Genomic DNA, 15,398 nt, shown 5'->3' with positions numbered 1-15,398 from the left:
AAACGATATATGAAAACATTATGTGAACATTCATTGCCTAAAGAAAAAATGCCTTATTTGCTCCGCAGCGGAGAAGGTGAGCGCTATTTGTTCGGAAGACAAGTCGCCACGGTGATGGCGAATGGGAAGAGTACAGGCGATCTGTTTGAGATCGTGCTGCTTTCCGGGGGAAAAGGAGATGCCTTTCCGCTTCACGTCCACAAGGATACACATGAAGGGATTCTCGTTTTGGACGGAAAGCTTGAGCTGACGCTTGATGGAGAACATTATTTATTAATATCAGGCGATTATGCGAACATTCCGGCCGGAACACCGCACAGCTACCGGATGCAGAGCCACAGAACGCGACTGGTGTCTTACACGATGAAGGGAAATGTAGCGCACATGTATTCCGTTATTGGGAATCCATATGATTACGCTGAACATCCGCCGTACGCAAGCGAAGAGGTGTCAAACGAGCGATTTGCAGAAGCGGCGACTGTGGCGGACATTACATTTCTTGATGAAGAAAAGCCTTCCGGTGCGGCAAAGTTAGCGGAACTTACAGAGCTTCCCGATGGAGCTGTTCCATACGTGCTTGAGTCTGGTGAAGGCGACCGCTTGTTGACGGGAGATCAGCTTCACCGCATTGTGGCCGCACAAAAAAATACAGACGGCCAGTTTATCGTCGTATCATCGGATGGCCCTAAAGGCGATCCGATCGTTGATCACTACCATGAACATCATACAGAAACATTTTATTGCCTAGAAGGGCAGATGACGATGTGGGCAAATGGACAGGAAATTCAGCTGAACCCTGGAGATTTTCTGCATGTTCCTGCGAATACCGTTCATTCCTATCGTCTGGATTCCCATTATACAAAGATGGTGGGCGTATTGGTTCCAGGCTTATTTGAACCGTTTTTCCGGACGTTAGGTGAGCCGTATGAAGGCCACATCTTTCCAAGTGAGCCTCAGGCGCTGCGCTTTGACCGCGTTTTGCAAAATATCGAAGCATTAGATTTAAAGGTCATGAAACCATAAAAATGACAAGATTGTAAGGTTTCCATGCCTGTTTGACACCTAAATCGATGTTTCTGCGTTCCTTTTTTTCATACCCTTAAGGTACAGAAAAAAGGAGCGTGATAGATATGGCTTCATTACAGCCGACTTTGGCAAATGAACGGATCGGCGTGCTTGATGTGCTAAGGGGAATGGCGATTTTCGGCATCTTATTTGTCAATCTGGCCCATTTCAGTTATCCGGATATGTATTTGTCTATGCTTGGAAAAGAGAACTTTTTTACAGAAAAATGGTCTGAAGCTGATTTTGTAGTAACAGAAATACTGACATTTTTCATTCAAACAAAATGTATTTTATTGTTTTCCTTTTTATTTGGATTCGGCATGGTTGTTATGATGGAGAGGGCAGTAAGCAAAGGGAAACGGTTTGTTCCGCTCTATGCGAGAAGGTTAGCGGCGCTTCTCTTGATTGGAACCATTCACGCCTTTTTGATTTGGGACGGGGACATTTTAACGGAATACGCCATGCTCGGTTTTGTTCTGCTCTTATTTCGAAAAGCAAAGCCGAAAACACTGTTGATATGGGCGGTCTCTTTGTATCTTTTGTTTACCATACCGTTCATTTTGACAAGCTTTTATCAAGCAAACGGACAGGAATGGACTCAAGCAGTAACTCAGCAGGCACAGCAAGCGCTCCATGCGTACGGAAGCGGCAGTTTGAAGGAGATTGCGGAACAGCGGGTCCATGATCGTCTTGTTTACATGTCTTCGAATGGCATGCTTACGTATAACCCGATCAGCTTCTTCTTTGCATCCATTCCTTATTTCAGCATGTTTTTGCTGGGGGCTGCGGCGGCGAAGTCACGATATTTGCATGAACCCGGAAAGCATCGCAAAGGCTTGAAAAGAGTGTGGATGGCTGGGCTTGTCATCGGCATCAGCGCCCAAGTGCTGTACCGTGTAACGGATCGGCAAGTATTTTTGCTGGTTGGCGCGCCTTTCCTCATGTTTTTTTATGTTACAACGGTTGTTTATCTTTATCATAAAACAAGAGTGAAAACAGTGCTGCAATCATTCTCCGCTGTTGGACGGATGGCGTTTACCAATTATCTGATGCAGTCTTTCGTGTGTACGTGGATATTCTATCATTACGGCTTGGGGCTGTACGGGAAAGTGTATCCTGCTGCCGGCGTGCTCATTACGATTGCTGTTTGTGCCGTTCAGATGGTCTTCAGCCACCTTTGGCTTCGGGTATTCCGGATGGGGCCGTTTGAGTGGCTGTGGAGGAGCGCTACGTATCTGGCGTGGCAGCCTATGGTAAAGAAAACAAAAGTCTAGACGCCTATTGGTGTCTAGACTTTCTTCTATTATTTATACACGACACGTGTTTTGCAAATGATGTCATGCAGACCTTTTTTCTCTCCGAAGCCGATCATGATAAAGCCAATATAAAAGATAATTCCAGATAAGATGTATGCAAAGTAACGGCCGATTGCCTGTCCGATAGAAACCCGATCGCCTTGTTCATTGACCACTTTCAGGCCAAGAATTTTTTTGCCGAGTGTGCCCTGCATTTTAGAAGCTGTGAGCAGACCGTAATATAACACACAGATGACGAGCATGATCAGCATGGTAGGCAAAAATGCGAACGTCATGTATTTCACGAGATACTCCTCTTCTGTCATGTAAGGGTCTGTTGCCACAGATCCAGCTATAAACACACTATTGATAATAAATAGAATAATATAACTAGGAACAGATACAATAATGCCATCAATAAAATAAGCTAAAAAACGAATCCAAAATCCTGCTGGTTTTTCCATGTCTTTTTCTCTCTCCTTTGAATGAATCTGGAATAGTATACTTTGAAAAAATAATATGCGCAATATGATATGGTGATAAAATCCTGACATGCCTGAAAAATGAGTCTTTTATCACTGTGTTTTTACTATATAAATCTACTACATTTAAGCGATTCTGCATTCTGTCATTTTCTTTAAAATATAATGAATTTCTCATTTAGATTACATTATAATGATATATGTAAATATTTTCATTTCAGGGAGGGGTTTGATGTCTAGAAAAAACAGGGTGGCGATCGCAACAATCATTTCTGCGTTTCTTTTTTGTGCCGTGATTGCCGCTGCTTCACTTTCGCCGCTGGCTGGAACGGGAGGGGCGGCCAATCAATTTAACTCAGTCGGCATGTGGTCAGCTATCGGTATGATCCTTGTGATGTATTTCATTCCTTTTGTCATTTACATGCTTGGAGTTGATGCGATGAGGCATGTAATGGCGGTGCTTTGCGGTTTTGGGCTGCTGATTCATTTCTCTTCGGCCGGTTTTATCTTGATGTTTGGTTTGTTCAGTGACCAGCTGCTTTCTGAGGTGGTCTTTGTGATTGTCGTTTGTCTCGCCGCGGCTGCTGTCAACATCATTTGGTTTGTGGCTGCTTTTCATTCAGGATCTAAAAAAATCGCCGCGAACAACATTGCATCGTTGTCTAAACGAGTAGAGTGAATATGCCGTAGCGGTCACAAATTAGACATTCAGGCTGGCGAGGGTAACTCGGCAGCCTGTGTTGGGAGCAATCAATCGAGATTTTTACTTTTATAGATAACCTTTGTCCCGCAAATATAATCGTGTAATGCCAGTTTAGAGGGGAAAGCCGCCATAATGTAACCGATATACAAAATGCCTGATGGTATGTAAGCGAAGAAACGGCCAAAGCTGTGCCAAAAAGAAAGCCGCTCGCCATACTGATTGACAACGATGATGCCCATGAGTTTTTTGCCCAGTGTTGCTTGCATTTTTGAAGAAGTCAGCAAGCTATAATAAAGAATGCCGAAGATATAGATGATGGCTATAACAGGGATTGTTCCGAATACCAGCACATAAAATTTATATTCTCCTTCTGTCATATAAGGGCTTCCTGCATCAATGAGAGGCAGGACAATGAAGGTGTTAATGAAAATCATAATAAAAGCAAAAAAATAGATAATCAAATCATCAATAATAGAGGCAACTGCCCGAATCCAAAATCCAGCTGGTTTTTCCATGTATAAAATTCTCTCCTTTGAAGTTTTCTGGGATATTATACGTGAGAGGCTGTGCGGTTTCAATGAGATATACTAGAGGAATTTGGTCTCGTATCAAAAACAGTATTTTGTTACTATTTATTTCTTCTATTTTCCTTTTTGTACTTAGGTTAATAGGGTGATAAAAAAGAGAATCGGCAGGATAATGCAGATTCTCTTCACTAGATTATTTAGAGGCTTGAATCAATACACCTTTTTCGTGAGAAAACTCTTTAAATCCATATACGCCATGATAGGAGCCGATTCCGCTTGTGTTGACACCGCCGAATGGCAGGTTGACGTCACTGAAATGGACGACAACATCATTGATGGCTGCATTACCTGATGTCGTATGCTGAAGGACGTTGTCAATCAGGTCTTGGTTGTGGCTGAATACATAAAGCGCAAGCGGTTTATCACGATCATTTACGTAATCGATGACCTCGTCGATGTCTTCATAGTTCATCATCGGCAGGATCGGTGCGAAGATTTCCTCCTGCATGATTTTCATGTCGGGTGTGACGTTTTTCAAAACGGTTGGCGAGATCGTGCGGTCGCTGGCATCAAACACGCCTCCGAATACGACTTCCGCCCCTTTTTCGATGGCGTCGTCGAACAGGTCTTTGACGCGGTTGAAGTTGCGGTCATTGACGATCTGCGTAAATTTGCTGCGGTCTGGGTTGTAATCATCCTCCATAAATCCTGCGTTGACGATTGTTTGTAAAATCCCCGCGAACCTGTCCTGAACGTCTTTTTTAATGAACAGATAATCAGGTGCGATGCAGGTTTGGCCGGCGTTTACGAATTTCCCAACGGCGATCTTTTTCGCTGCGTCCGTGAGATCGTATTCACTGTCAATGATCGTTGGGCTCTTGCCGCCAAGCTCAAGTGTGACAGATGCCAAGTGTTTGGCCGCTGCTGTCATGACGATTTTTCCGACATTTGTGCTTCCAGTGAAGAAAATGTGGTCAAACGGCTGATCTAGAAGCTCGGTTGCCACCTCAACCTCTCCTTCAAAAATCGCGACTTCTTTTTCGTTAAAAGCGTCTCGAATCACTTTTGCGGCAATGTTGCTTGTGTTCATCGTAAAATCAGACAGCTTCACAATCGCGCTGTTTCCGGCTGCGAGAGAAGCGGCAAGCGGCGCCATCGTCAGCATAAACGGATAGTTCCACGGACCGAGGATGAGCGTTACGCCTTTAGGCTCGTACATAAGAATTCCGTTTGCGTCAGGGCTTAAAGATGAACCGACTTCTTTAGGCGCCATCCATTGTTCCAGGTTGTTCATATTATCTCTGATCGCTTTTTTCGTTCCTTCGATTTCCGCTCTTTTGACCTCGTGATATGGTTTGCGGACGTCTTTGCGAATCGCTTCGATGATTTCTTCTTCATGGGCAATGACGGAATCTAAAAAGCGCTGAAGCTTCTCTATGCGCTGTTCCGCTGTTGAAGCGCGCAGTGCTTTTTGCTGTTTTTTCTGAAGCTGAAAGACACGCTGAATGTCGTCTTTTACTTGCTGTTCCATTGTAAAATCCCCCTCATTTGCTTTCTTCTTTTCTCAGACCTATTATAAAGTGGTACCTTTTCTGTAAGAAAGACAACGGTGAACCATCTATACGTTACCGTACATATATCGAACATCTGTCTAATGATTGGGGGTGTCTTTTGTGCCGGAATCTGCTGAAGCTCAAGTGAAACAGGCGCTGCTGGCCTTATTGGAAGAAAGGGATATTCAACATATCACTATGAAAGAAATTGCTGAGAATGCCAAAGTGAGCCGCGGGACGCTCTACCTTTATTATGAAGACAAGTTTTCAATTATTGAGGATGTGATTGAAGACATGAAGGAGGGGCTGGGCAAAGCGCTCTATGAGGCCTTCAGGCATATGGATACCCTCCATTTGAACAAAAAACGGCAAACGGTGCATCCGACTCTGTCCTTTGTTCACGAGCATCGATCCTTTTTTGGTACGATGATGAACAGAGAAAATGTTCATCGTTTTTTTAAGGATGTGTTTCAGCAGGATGTCCTGCTGGCTCCAATCCATGTGAACTTGACGCCGATCGAACGGGAAATCTACGGACATTACCGGGCTTTGTACACGTACGCGATTATCCTGTATTGGCTGAATGAGGATGCCTCGGCTTCTCCGGAAGCCATCAGCCAAAAGGTATGGGAGCTAGTTTCTCAAAAGAGGTTTTATTGGCTGTTTGGACAGGCTGCGTCAGGGGAGCGGCAGGAGGACAAGCAAATCGACAGGCGTGTGGTTCGAACGAGAGAGGCGCTGCAGAAGGCTTTGTTGGACGTATTGGCGGAGAAACAAGACTACGCGGCCATTACGATTTCGGATATTACCCGTAAAAGCAATATCCGCCGCGCAACCTTTTATGATCACTATGCCAGTAAAGAGGAATTGCTGCAAACCATGATTCAGCAATCATGTGCGGAGATCATAGATCACCTGACGATTGCCCCAAGTCCGAATGAGCTTTCTTTAGAGGATGCGGAGGAGACGCTCGCCAGTCTGCTTTCTGCTTTATCAAACATGCCCATTGTGCATTTTCTCAATCGGGAATGGGGTGTTCCTCATGTGATACCTGATATGTTTAAAGCGCTGGAATCATTTTATCTGCATCAGCAGACTGAGATTCATGCGGAGAAAAAGCTTTATGCCTATTATGTATCCGCGATGATTATCGGGCTGATTTTGTATCGGCTGGATGAAGGGAAGACGCATGCGCCGGAAGTGCTGGCGAGGGAGTTTTTGCAGTTTTTGGATGTGAAGAAGTATAAGGTTGTCTTGCTTTGAAGTGGCCCGGAGACTTGACCCGGGCTTTGTGTTATTAAGATACTTGGTCTTTTGATTTTCTTTCTTTTAAAGTGAGATTGAGAAATAGAAGAGCCAAAAGAATAAAAGTAATATTTACCGTCCAAGACTTCCAGCTTCCAGTTGGGACTAAAATCGTATTGAAGAGCAGGCGAACGATTGAAGAAAATGAAAAGAGTAAAAATAATAGTTTGTGTTGATACATGATTCTATACGTCCTATACTTTTCTTATAAAAAATAAAATGCCTCAAAGCAGATTCTCTTCCGCTTTTGAGACATATATGAACATTTCTCTACATGAAATTAACGTAAGTGCAATACATCTAAAAAATAATCAATATACCTTTTTGAATCAACGATAATTGAGACATTAGTCTGCATTCCGTTTTTTAAGTGTATTTTTACTCCGTTATCTTTAACAATTTCGTTGTTTGCTATGGTGCTTTCAGCAATATAAAATTTTTGCCCTTTTTGATCACTGATACTGTCCGGACTTATATTTGTAATGACACCTTTAATGGTTTGATTCGTATTTTCAATATGGAATCTAACTTCATCTTTTTCATTAATATTTGTGATCTCATGACTCGGGATGTAAATATTAGCTTTAAGCTTCTCTTTATCAGGGATAATAGTCAAAATAGCAGTGCCTGTTTGTAAATTGTCTCCTGGAGATATATTTGTTAATACATTAACATAGCCATCACTTGTTGCTGTTATTTTATATTTTTCTAATTGTAAATCTATCATCTTTAGATCATCCTCTTTTGATTTAAGAGTGGTCTGAAGATCTATTTGCTTTTGAGATGTCTGATTTAGCAAGTTTGTTTTGAGCTGTTCAATAGAAAGCTCATAATTTGTTTGCTCTGAGTTAGTGGAATCACTGTCAAAATCATCACTTTCAATTGAACTATTAATCTCATCAAGGGATTGATTTAATTCGTCTTTTTCTTCACTTAGTTTGACTAACATATCTTGTTTTAAACTATCAAGCTGTCCGCTCAGATTTTCTTTCTGCTGTGAAAAAGTGTTTTTATCCAGTTCATCTTTCATCTTGTCTAAATCATCTAGCTGCTGCTCTACATTTTGTTTATTGGTTCGATAACTATTATAGTAAGAACTATACTTATCGTCCTGTTTGGCAAAGGGCTTATTGTTTTTAATTGAGTCTTGCAGGTCAGAAATTCTTTGAATCTTTAATTTAAACTTGTTTTTTGTCTTATCTAGACTACTTTTAACGTTTTTTTTCTGCTTCTCAAGTTTTTTCTGTTGAGTTTTTGCATTTTCTTCTGATGACTCTAACAAATTAATTTGTTTTTTATAAGAGAGATATTGATCTTGATAACCCCAATGATCATCCTCGCTGAATAAGTTTTTGTCCTTTTCAATACTCTTTTTAAGAGTTTTGTTTAACTCAACTTGTTCTTTTAAATCTTTGATAGTAGCTTTAGCGGCCTTTTTCTGCGCTTGGATTTCACTATTGTCTAGGGTGAGCAGCGTATCTCCCTTTTTTACCTTGTCAACTTGTTTAAAAGCAACAGTTTTTACTTTACCGGCTACTTCGTTTGTTACGTTGCTGTTAGGCTTAGTATATTGAATGTCGGCAGTTGTTTTTAGAATCACTTCTTTTTTTCCGTAAAAACTAAAAATAATAACTGCTATTAATAAGGCTATGAGTAAATAGACAAAGATAAGACCAATTGGTTTTGGTTGAAATTCATACAGTTCTCTGCTTTCTTGTAATTCTTCTAAATTAAAAAAGTTATATTTCATGACTAATGAGTCACCAACTTTTCAGATGACGTTTGATTATCCCACAGATTAAAATATTTACCTTTTAAGTGTATTAACTCCTCATGACTGCCTTGTTCTAAGACTTCTCCGTTTTCAATAACAAAAATTTTGTCACAGTTTTTTACTATACTTAATCTGTGAGCAATTATTATAGCAGTGATATCTTTAGAGAGGTTGTTAATAACTTTAGAAATTTCTAATTCTGATAACGAGTCTAAGTTACTTGTCGATTCATCCATTATTAAAATTGAAGGTTTTCTTAGTAATGCCCGTGCAATTGCAAGTCTTTGTTTTTGGCCTCCAGACAAATTCGATCCGTTTTCTTCAATGACTGTCTCGTAGCGGAAAGGTAAATCATTGATAAAGTCATGAATCATTGTTAATTTACAAATTGTTATTACTTCTTCAAAAGTATAAGACTTTGAAGATCCTAATAATAAATTCTCAATAATTGTTCCATTGAAAAAATAAGGTTCTTGTGGTATATAACTAATTGTTTCCCTTAAAGCAGTTATACTTATATCTTTTAGGTTATTTTCGTTAATTAAAATATCCCCATTTTCTACCTTATAAAAATTCATTAAAAGTTTGGCTAAAGTAGATTTTCCTGATCCACTTTCTCCTACAAAAGCAACCTTTTCTCCAGATTTTATATTTAAAGTAACCTCGTTTAATATTTTTCTTTTTAAATCGTATTGAAAACTGACTTTATTGAATTGAACAGGCCCTTTTATTAATTCAGTGTTAGTTATTTTAGTTCTGTCATTCTCTGTGCTTGTTAGTTCTGGCTCTATCTCTAGAACTTCTTCTAGTCTTTTTGAAGCAACAGTAGCTGATTGGAGTTTAGATTGTAAACTAAGTAAACTTTGCAAAGGATCAAAAAAGTAAACTAGTAATGCATTATAAGCAATAAGTTGTCCGATTGAAAGGTTGCCTCTCATCACTTGAATTGATCCTATCCAAAGGATAACAATGCCGCTTGTTAAATCAATAAAAACTTTTATAGAATTTTGGAAGTTATCAAGAACCCCATGTTTATATGCTGATCGTAAATATTTTACTAATTTTTTTTCTGTATCAGTAGCTACTTTATATTCGGCATTATGTGCTTTAATTGTTTCCATGCCCTCTAGATAATCAACAATTGTTGAAGTTAGTTGTGCATTATTCTCCATTTCTTCATCATTTATCCTATGATATGGCTTTACAAATGAAAGAACCACAAATATATATACAGGGACTATTGCTAAAACAACAAAGAATAGAGTCGTATTTTGTAAAAATAAAAATACTCCAGCTAATAAAAGCATGAATGTATCAAGAAATACAGAAATAGAAATACTTGCAATTGCATCAATTACTTTCGTAGCATCATTGAATCGCGAAATAATTTCCCCTACTTTTCTGGTATTGAAAAATTTCATAGGGAGTTTTACTACATGTTTAAAGTACCCAAACATAATTGATATACTCAATTTTTGTCCTAAAATAATCATGAGATATTGCCTGAATGCAGTTAAAATCACTTTAAACAAAAACATTATCAGCATTCCTATAGAAACAATGTGTAAAGTTCCTCCTGAATTGTTTGGCAAAATATCGTCAATTATGTACTGAAAATAAAAAGCCCCCGTAATACCGAGGATTGTTATAATTAATGAAGTTAAAATTGTATGGAGTATAAGTGACTTTTGATGTGCTATCAAACGAAAAATATCTTGCTTTACTGTACTGCGCTCATTATATTCCTTATAATTTTCTGCAGGGAGCATTAACAGTAATACCCCAGTCCATATGTTTAAAAACTCTTCTTTTGTATACCTTACTAATCCTCTTCCAGGATCCGCTATAATAATTTTGTTTTTTTTGATCTTATGAATAACAACGTAATGCATTAAATTATCATCAAGAATGACATGAGCAATAGCAGGTAGCCCAAAGGGTTGATCTAAAACTGTATGGTCTCCCCTGACCCCTTTCGCAGAAAATCCCAATTTTTCTGCAGCTCTAACTATACCTAAGGCACTTGTTCCCTCTTGATTTGTGCCAGCAATGTCACGAATTTTTGACAAAGACATTCTGGATCCATAATGTCTTAAAATTGTAGCTAAACAGGCTGCTCCACAATCTTTTTCATCAAGTTGTTTTACACAATGGTACTTTTTAAATAGCATTTTTTTCTCCAATAATTAAACCTAAAGTAAAATTTTTTTAATGAAAAATTATATTATCGTATGTAAAAGTTCATTTGCTTTTTCGTTGATTTAGTTTTGCCTCAAGAAGTGTATAAAAATATGTTCCTATAAAACACAAAATTGCTATTACTGACAAGTCCATACATGCCCCTAGGTAATCATAGTTTCTAAAGTAGAAATAAAATTCTTTATAATTCATACCACAAAAAATGAAAAAGAATGGCAATCCCCATCCAAGTAAATTTAGTTTGAAATCTTTTTTAGTCATTTTCTTCAAAGTATTCACCCATCTCATTATTACTTAAATCAAATTATCCCTCTTCGAAGAAGAGAGATAATTTACTACATTTTAATTAATGACGAATTGATTTGTAGACGCCATAGCCTGCACCAATGGCCCCCCCAACAATCATACCGCCAACTATACTAGAACCTCCGGATACAGGAGCACCTACCATGCCGCGAATAAGTCCTTTACCTGCTCCTGTAATAGCACCTCCTACAGCACCACCTACTGCATCACGTGCTACTGTTTTCCAGCCCCCACCGTCTATTTGTAGTAATTCTTGTTCATTTAGTTCTAAACAATTTAAGTTTTGCAACGATATACCCTCCTATATTATGTTAATATGTATACTTTATCAATCCCCAGTAATCAAATATTTTACTGAGCTTCCGATTGCTCCAAAATGAGCGCCTACAAATGCACCTGCAGGGCCAGCAATTACAGCACCTGATCCGGCCGAGAAGGCAGTACCTGTTAATAACGTTTTAGCATAACCTTTAGCCGAGTACTTACCTCCATCAATATTCATCAGTTCTTTTTCATGTAAAGCAATAAAGTTTGTATTTAGATCTTTCATGGCAGACATTTTTAAAAACCTCCCTTTAAAAAATATATCGACGTCGCAAAAAAGATTATATAGAAAATATATACAAAAATCAACATTTTATTTCGATTTTATGATCTTATATAACTGCTTTCGTCTATTTTTATAGACTTAAATACCCTCCGGGAAGTTCTCGAGATTTCATCTTTAATAAATATTTAGGGTTAAGTTTAGTTTGGATTTTTCAGGTTGCTCAATTATTATAAAGTAGTTAATCTTACATAAACTCACTATGTTTTTTCCTGATTATCTGTACAATTTTATTTACCTATATTAAATAAGAAGTGTCTAAGATTATTAAAGTAAACATATAAAAAAGAGAGGGACATCCCCTCTCTTATTTCGTTTCTTCCTTCCACTTCTCATCAATCAGCATCTTCCCAGGCCATGTGTACGCCATGATGCCGCCGTCTGCGGTGATGTCTTCTCCTGTGACGTATGAGCTGTCGTCTGAAGCGAGGAACAGCGCCACCGTCGCCATTTCCTTCGGCTGGCCGAGGCGTCCGAGCGGCGTGACCCATTTGTTGGCTTTGCGAAATTTTTCGCCCAGTTCCTGTTCTTTGGTGCCTGCTAATTTGTCAATCAGCGGCGTTTCGATCGTTCCCGGTGAGATGGAATTGACGCGGATGCCGTCTCTTGCGTAATCTATCGCCATCGCTCTTGTCAGGTTGGTGATTCCGCCTTTTGCGGCGTTGTAGCCGGAGCGGTCGAGGTCCGCGGCCCGGCCTGACATGGAGGAGGTGTTGATGATGGAGCCTCCGTTTTCGAGCATGAGCGGAATCAAGTATTTGCTGCAAAGAAACGTGCCGCGCAGGTCTACGGCGATAATGCGGTCAAACAGGTCAACGGGATATTCGTGCACCTTTCCGCCCTCCTGATCAACGCCGGCGTTATTAAACAGAATATCTATCGTTCCGCACGTCTCCTTCATTTGATCAGCAAATGCTTTCACACTATTTTCATTCGACACATCAAGGTGTATGGCATCCGCCTGTCCTCCGTTTTGTCTGATTGCTTCAACTGTTTCTTTCATTTGATCTGTATTGATGTCTCCAATTATCACACGCGCGCCTTCATTGGCAAAAACCTCTGCCGTCGCTTGTCCAATGCCTGTCGCGGCACCTGTGATCACTGCGGTTTTGTTTTCAAGTCTTCCCATGACGAGACCTCCTTTTTCTATTTGTCTTCCCGCTCTATGCAGTGATAAACATGCAGGAAAAGAACTGCCAACATATGTTAAGATGGATTGGGAAATTGTTGGGAGGTTTGTGTGTTTGAAGATACAGCATAAGAAGGAACTCAAGTTTTATTGCTTTATCACGATTCCATCGGCGTTTGTTGTGCTGACTGTCATCTCTTTTATCTTGCAGGAGATTACGTTTCCGGTGACAGCAAGCGCGTTTCTGAATGCTTCATGGCATAATCTATTGTTTCTGATACCGTTCGGTTTGTTTTTCTATCCGGTGCATATATGGATGAAGCGGGAGTTTGGCCGCTGGAATGATGCGGAAAAAAAGAGAGGGTGAGATGTTTAACCCTCTTTTTTTATTAGATGATGTAGAAAAAATAGTGAAAACGAACCCAACTAATGTTAAATTTACATATATATGCATCTATCAATCTAGTTGACAATTGTCACCGTATGTGATAAATAGATGCTGAAAAGTGTTTACATAACATAACAACAAATCAAAAAGGAGCGATCTAGAATGGCTAAAAAAGAATTTAAAGCAGAGTCCAAACGCCTGCTGGATATGATGATTAACTCCATTTATACCCAAAAAGAAATTTTTCTGCGTGAGTTAATCTCCAATTCGAGTGATGCGATTGACAAAATTTACTACAAAGCGCTGACAGACGATGCGCTTACGTTTGATAAAGACAGTTACTACATAAAGGTCACAGCTGACAAAAGCACGAGAACGTTAACGATCTCTGATACGGGAATCGGGATGACAAAGGATGAGCTTGAGCAGCATCTCGGAACAATTGCAAAAAGCGGTTCCCTTGCGTTTAAAAAGGAAAACGAGCAGAAAGACGGCCATGACATCATCGGCCAATTCGGTGTCGGATTTTACGCGGCGTTTATGGTTGCCGATGTCGTGACGGTCATCAGTAAGGCGCTCGGCAGCGAAGAGGCGTATAAATGGGAGTCTGCGGGCGCAGATGGCTATACGATTGAGCCGTGTGAAAAGGATGCTGTCGGTACAGACATTATTCTGACAATCAAAGAGAACACAGAAGATGACAGCTATGACGAGTTTTTAGAGGAATATCGTTTAAAAGCGATCATCAAAAAGTACTCCGACTTCATTCGCTACCCGATCAAAATGGATACAACCATTAATAAGCCGAAGGAAGACAGCGAAAATGAATTCGAAGAGGTGCAGGAAGAGCAGACAGTCAACAGCATGGTGCCGATCTGGAGAAAAAACAAAAGCGAGCTGACAGATGAGGACTATGAAAAGTTCTATGCTGAAAAGCATTACGGATTTGATAAACCGCTCACACATGTTCATATCAGTGTGGATGGCGCCGTTCGCTACAACGCGATTCTATTTATTCCTGAAAACATGCCGTTTGACTATTATTCCAAGGAATATGAGAAAGGCTTGGAGCTGTATTCCAATGGCGTTCTGATCATGAACAAATGCGCGGACCTGCTTCCGGACCACTTCAGCTTCGTGAAGGGGATGGTCGATTCTGAGGATCTGTCACTGAACATTTCCAGGGAAATGCTGCAGCATGACCGTCAGCTGAAGCTGATTGCGAAAAACATCAGCAAAAAAATCAAAAGCGAGCTGCAAAGCCTGCTCAAAAAAGACCGTGAGAAGTACGAGACGTTCTACAACTCATTCGGCAGACAGCTGAAATTTGGCGTGTACAATGATTTTGGCGCGAATAAGGATCAATTGAAGGATCTTTTATTATTCTACTCTTCGAAAGAGAAAAAACTGGTCAGCTTAGACGAGTACGTATCGAGAATGCCTGAGGAGCAGAAATACATTTATTACGCGACAGGTGATTCTTACGATCGCATTGAGAAACTGCCGCAAACGGAAATGGTAGCGGACAAAGGCTATGAAATTCTCTACTTCACAGAGGACATCGATGAGTTTGCGATTAAAATGCTGACATCTTATCAGGAAAAAGAATTTAAATCCGTATCAAGCGGGGATCTTGGCATAGACACGGATGAGGATCAAAAGCAGTCAGAGGAAGAGGAAAGCAAGTACAAAGATCTGTTTGAGGAAATGAAAAACATTTTGTCAGATAAAGTAAAAAACGTCAAAATCTCAAAACGACTCAAATCACATCCGGTCTGCCTTGCTGCTGACGGCGAAGTCACGATTGAGATGGAAAAAATCTTAAACGCGATGCCGGACAGCCAAAATGTACAGGCGGAAAAAGTGCTGGAAATCAACCCGAATCATGAGGTATTCCAAACACTGCAGGACGCATTTGAACAAGATAAAGAGAAGCTGAGCCTGTACACAAATCTCCTGTACAATCAGGCGCTTCTCATCGAAGGCCTGCCGATTCAGGACCCTGTGGAATTTACGAACAATATTTGCAAGGTTATGGTGTAACAGAGAAAGGAATCGTCCTGTG

At 40.1% G+C, this 15,398-nt stretch carries 14 protein-coding genes; 6 read left to right on the top strand and 8 right to left on the bottom strand.

Annotated elements, in window-relative coordinates:
- The first annotated feature begins 9 nt into the window (after positions 1-9).
- A complete protein-coding gene (qdoI, locus tag ACY3LV_RS02260; RefSeq protein WP_464863322.1) occupies positions 10-1,023 on the top strand; it encodes a quercetin 2,3-dioxygenase in 1,014 nt (337 codons plus the stop codon).
- A 107-nt stretch (positions 1,024-1,130) separates the two neighbouring features.
- Positions 1,131-2,339 carry a DUF418 domain-containing protein gene (locus ACY3LV_RS02255; protein ID WP_464863321.1) on the top strand — a complete coding sequence of 403 codons (1,209 nt, stop codon included), beginning with the start codon at positions 1,131-1,133 and terminating at the stop codon, positions 2,337-2,339.
- A gap of 29 nt (positions 2,340-2,368) precedes the next feature.
- Here the strand turns inward: ACY3LV_RS02255 and ACY3LV_RS02250 are convergent, their stop codons facing one another.
- Positions 2,369-2,824: an RDD family protein gene (locus tag ACY3LV_RS02250; RefSeq protein ID WP_148963236.1), complete on the bottom strand. Its 456-nt coding sequence runs from the start codon at positions 2,822-2,824 to the stop codon at positions 2,369-2,371.
- A gap of 250 nt (positions 2,825-3,074) precedes the next feature.
- Between ACY3LV_RS02250 and ACY3LV_RS02245 the strand changes: the two genes are divergently transcribed.
- Positions 3,075-3,521, top strand: coding sequence for a DUF5391 family protein (locus ACY3LV_RS02245; RefSeq protein WP_464863320.1), 447 nt, complete (start codon positions 3,075-3,077; stop codon positions 3,519-3,521).
- Between the two features lie 71 nt (positions 3,522-3,592).
- Here ACY3LV_RS02245 and ACY3LV_RS02240 read toward each other — a convergent pair whose 3' ends face one another.
- Positions 3,593-4,060, bottom strand: a complete 468-nt coding sequence (locus tag ACY3LV_RS02240) for an RDD family protein (protein ID WP_148963237.1) — start codon at positions 4,058-4,060, stop codon at positions 3,593-3,595.
- 205 nt (positions 4,061-4,265) lie between these two features.
- Positions 4,266-5,603, bottom strand: a complete 1,338-nt coding sequence (locus ACY3LV_RS02235) for an aldehyde dehydrogenase family protein (protein WP_333562166.1) — start codon at positions 5,601-5,603, stop codon at positions 4,266-4,268.
- 142 nt (positions 5,604-5,745) lie between these two features.
- Here ACY3LV_RS02235 and ACY3LV_RS02230 point away from each other — a divergent pair, with 142 nt between their 5' ends.
- Positions 5,746-6,888 (top strand): TetR/AcrR family transcriptional regulator, encoded by a 1,143-nt coding sequence (locus tag ACY3LV_RS02230; RefSeq protein WP_464863319.1) that lies wholly within the window; start codon positions 5,746-5,748, stop codon positions 6,886-6,888.
- A 322-nt stretch (positions 6,889-7,210) separates the two neighbouring features.
- Here ACY3LV_RS02230 and ACY3LV_RS02225 read toward each other — a convergent pair whose 3' ends face one another.
- The 5 genes from ACY3LV_RS02225 to ACY3LV_RS02205 form a co-directional block, all read right to left on the bottom strand.
- Entirely contained in the window at positions 7,211-8,680 is a 1,470-nt protein-coding gene (locus ACY3LV_RS02225; RefSeq protein WP_333562164.1) for an HlyD family efflux transporter periplasmic adaptor subunit, read from the bottom strand.
- A gap of 2 nt (positions 8,681-8,682) precedes the next feature.
- The gene (locus ACY3LV_RS02220) at positions 8,683-10,875 is read right to left on the bottom strand and encodes a peptide cleavage/export ABC transporter (RefSeq protein WP_333562163.1); all 2,193 of its coding nucleotides are present in this window, start codon (positions 10,873-10,875) and stop codon (positions 8,683-8,685) included.
- A 374-nt stretch (positions 10,876-11,249) separates the two neighbouring features.
- Entirely contained in the window at positions 11,250-11,498 is a 249-nt protein-coding gene (locus ACY3LV_RS02215; protein ID WP_268393451.1) for a class IIb bacteriocin, lactobin A/cerein 7B family, read from the bottom strand.
- 39 nt (positions 11,499-11,537) lie between these two features.
- On the bottom strand, positions 11,538-11,768 hold the full coding sequence (locus ACY3LV_RS02210; RefSeq protein WP_333562162.1) for a Blp family class II bacteriocin: 231 nt from the start codon (positions 11,766-11,768) through the stop codon (positions 11,538-11,540).
- 355 nt (positions 11,769-12,123) lie between these two features.
- Entirely contained in the window at positions 12,124-12,945 is an 822-nt protein-coding gene (locus ACY3LV_RS02205) for an SDR family oxidoreductase (RefSeq protein ID WP_333562161.1), read from the bottom strand.
- A 115-nt stretch (positions 12,946-13,060) separates the two neighbouring features.
- Here ACY3LV_RS02205 and ACY3LV_RS02200 point away from each other — a divergent pair, with 115 nt between their 5' ends.
- Together ACY3LV_RS02200 and htpG are read left to right on the top strand one after the other, a co-directional pair.
- Positions 13,061-13,312, top strand: coding sequence for a hypothetical protein (locus tag ACY3LV_RS02200; RefSeq protein ID WP_333562160.1), 252 nt, complete (start codon positions 13,061-13,063; stop codon positions 13,310-13,312).
- 183 nt (positions 13,313-13,495) lie between these two features.
- A complete protein-coding gene (gene htpG, locus ACY3LV_RS02195; RefSeq protein ID WP_464863318.1) occupies positions 13,496-15,376 on the top strand; it encodes a molecular chaperone HtpG in 1,881 nt (626 codons plus the stop codon).
- Positions 15,377-15,398: the final 22 nt, after the last annotated feature.

Source organism: Bacillus sp. 11C (assembly GCF_055486375.1).
The sequence above is the reverse complement of the archived record's forward strand: the minus strand, read 5'-3'. Positions and strand labels throughout refer to the sequence as shown.

Coding starts and splice junctions, on each gene's coding strand:
- qdoI (WP_464863322.1), top strand. CDS start 10: ATGAAAACATTATGTGAACATTCATTGCCTAAAGAAAAAATGCCTTAT.
- ACY3LV_RS02255 (WP_464863321.1), top strand. CDS start 1,131: ATGGCTTCATTACAGCCGACTTTGGCAAATGAACGGATCGGCGTGCTT.
- ACY3LV_RS02250 (WP_148963236.1), bottom strand. CDS start 2,824: ATGGAAAAACCAGCAGGATTTTGGATTCGTTTTTTAGCTTATTTTATT.
- ACY3LV_RS02245 (WP_464863320.1), top strand. CDS start 3,075: ATGTCTAGAAAAAACAGGGTGGCGATCGCAACAATCATTTCTGCGTTT.
- ACY3LV_RS02240 (WP_148963237.1), bottom strand. CDS start 4,060: ATGGAAAAACCAGCTGGATTTTGGATTCGGGCAGTTGCCTCTATTATT.
- ACY3LV_RS02235 (WP_333562166.1), bottom strand. CDS start 5,603: ATGGAACAGCAAGTAAAAGACGACATTCAGCGTGTCTTTCAGCTTCAG.
- ACY3LV_RS02225 (WP_333562164.1), bottom strand. CDS start 8,680: ATGAAATATAACTTTTTTAATTTAGAAGAATTACAAGAAAGCAGAGAA.
- ACY3LV_RS02220 (WP_333562163.1), bottom strand. CDS start 10,875: ATGCTATTTAAAAAGTACCATTGTGTAAAACAACTTGATGAAAAAGAT.
- ACY3LV_RS02210 (WP_333562162.1), bottom strand. CDS start 11,768: ATGTCTGCCATGAAAGATCTAAATACAAACTTTATTGCTTTACATGAA.
- ACY3LV_RS02205 (WP_333562161.1), bottom strand. CDS start 12,945: ATGGGAAGACTTGAAAACAAAACCGCAGTGATCACAGGTGCCGCGACA.
- htpG (WP_464863318.1), top strand. CDS start 13,496: ATGGCTAAAAAAGAATTTAAAGCAGAGTCCAAACGCCTGCTGGATATG.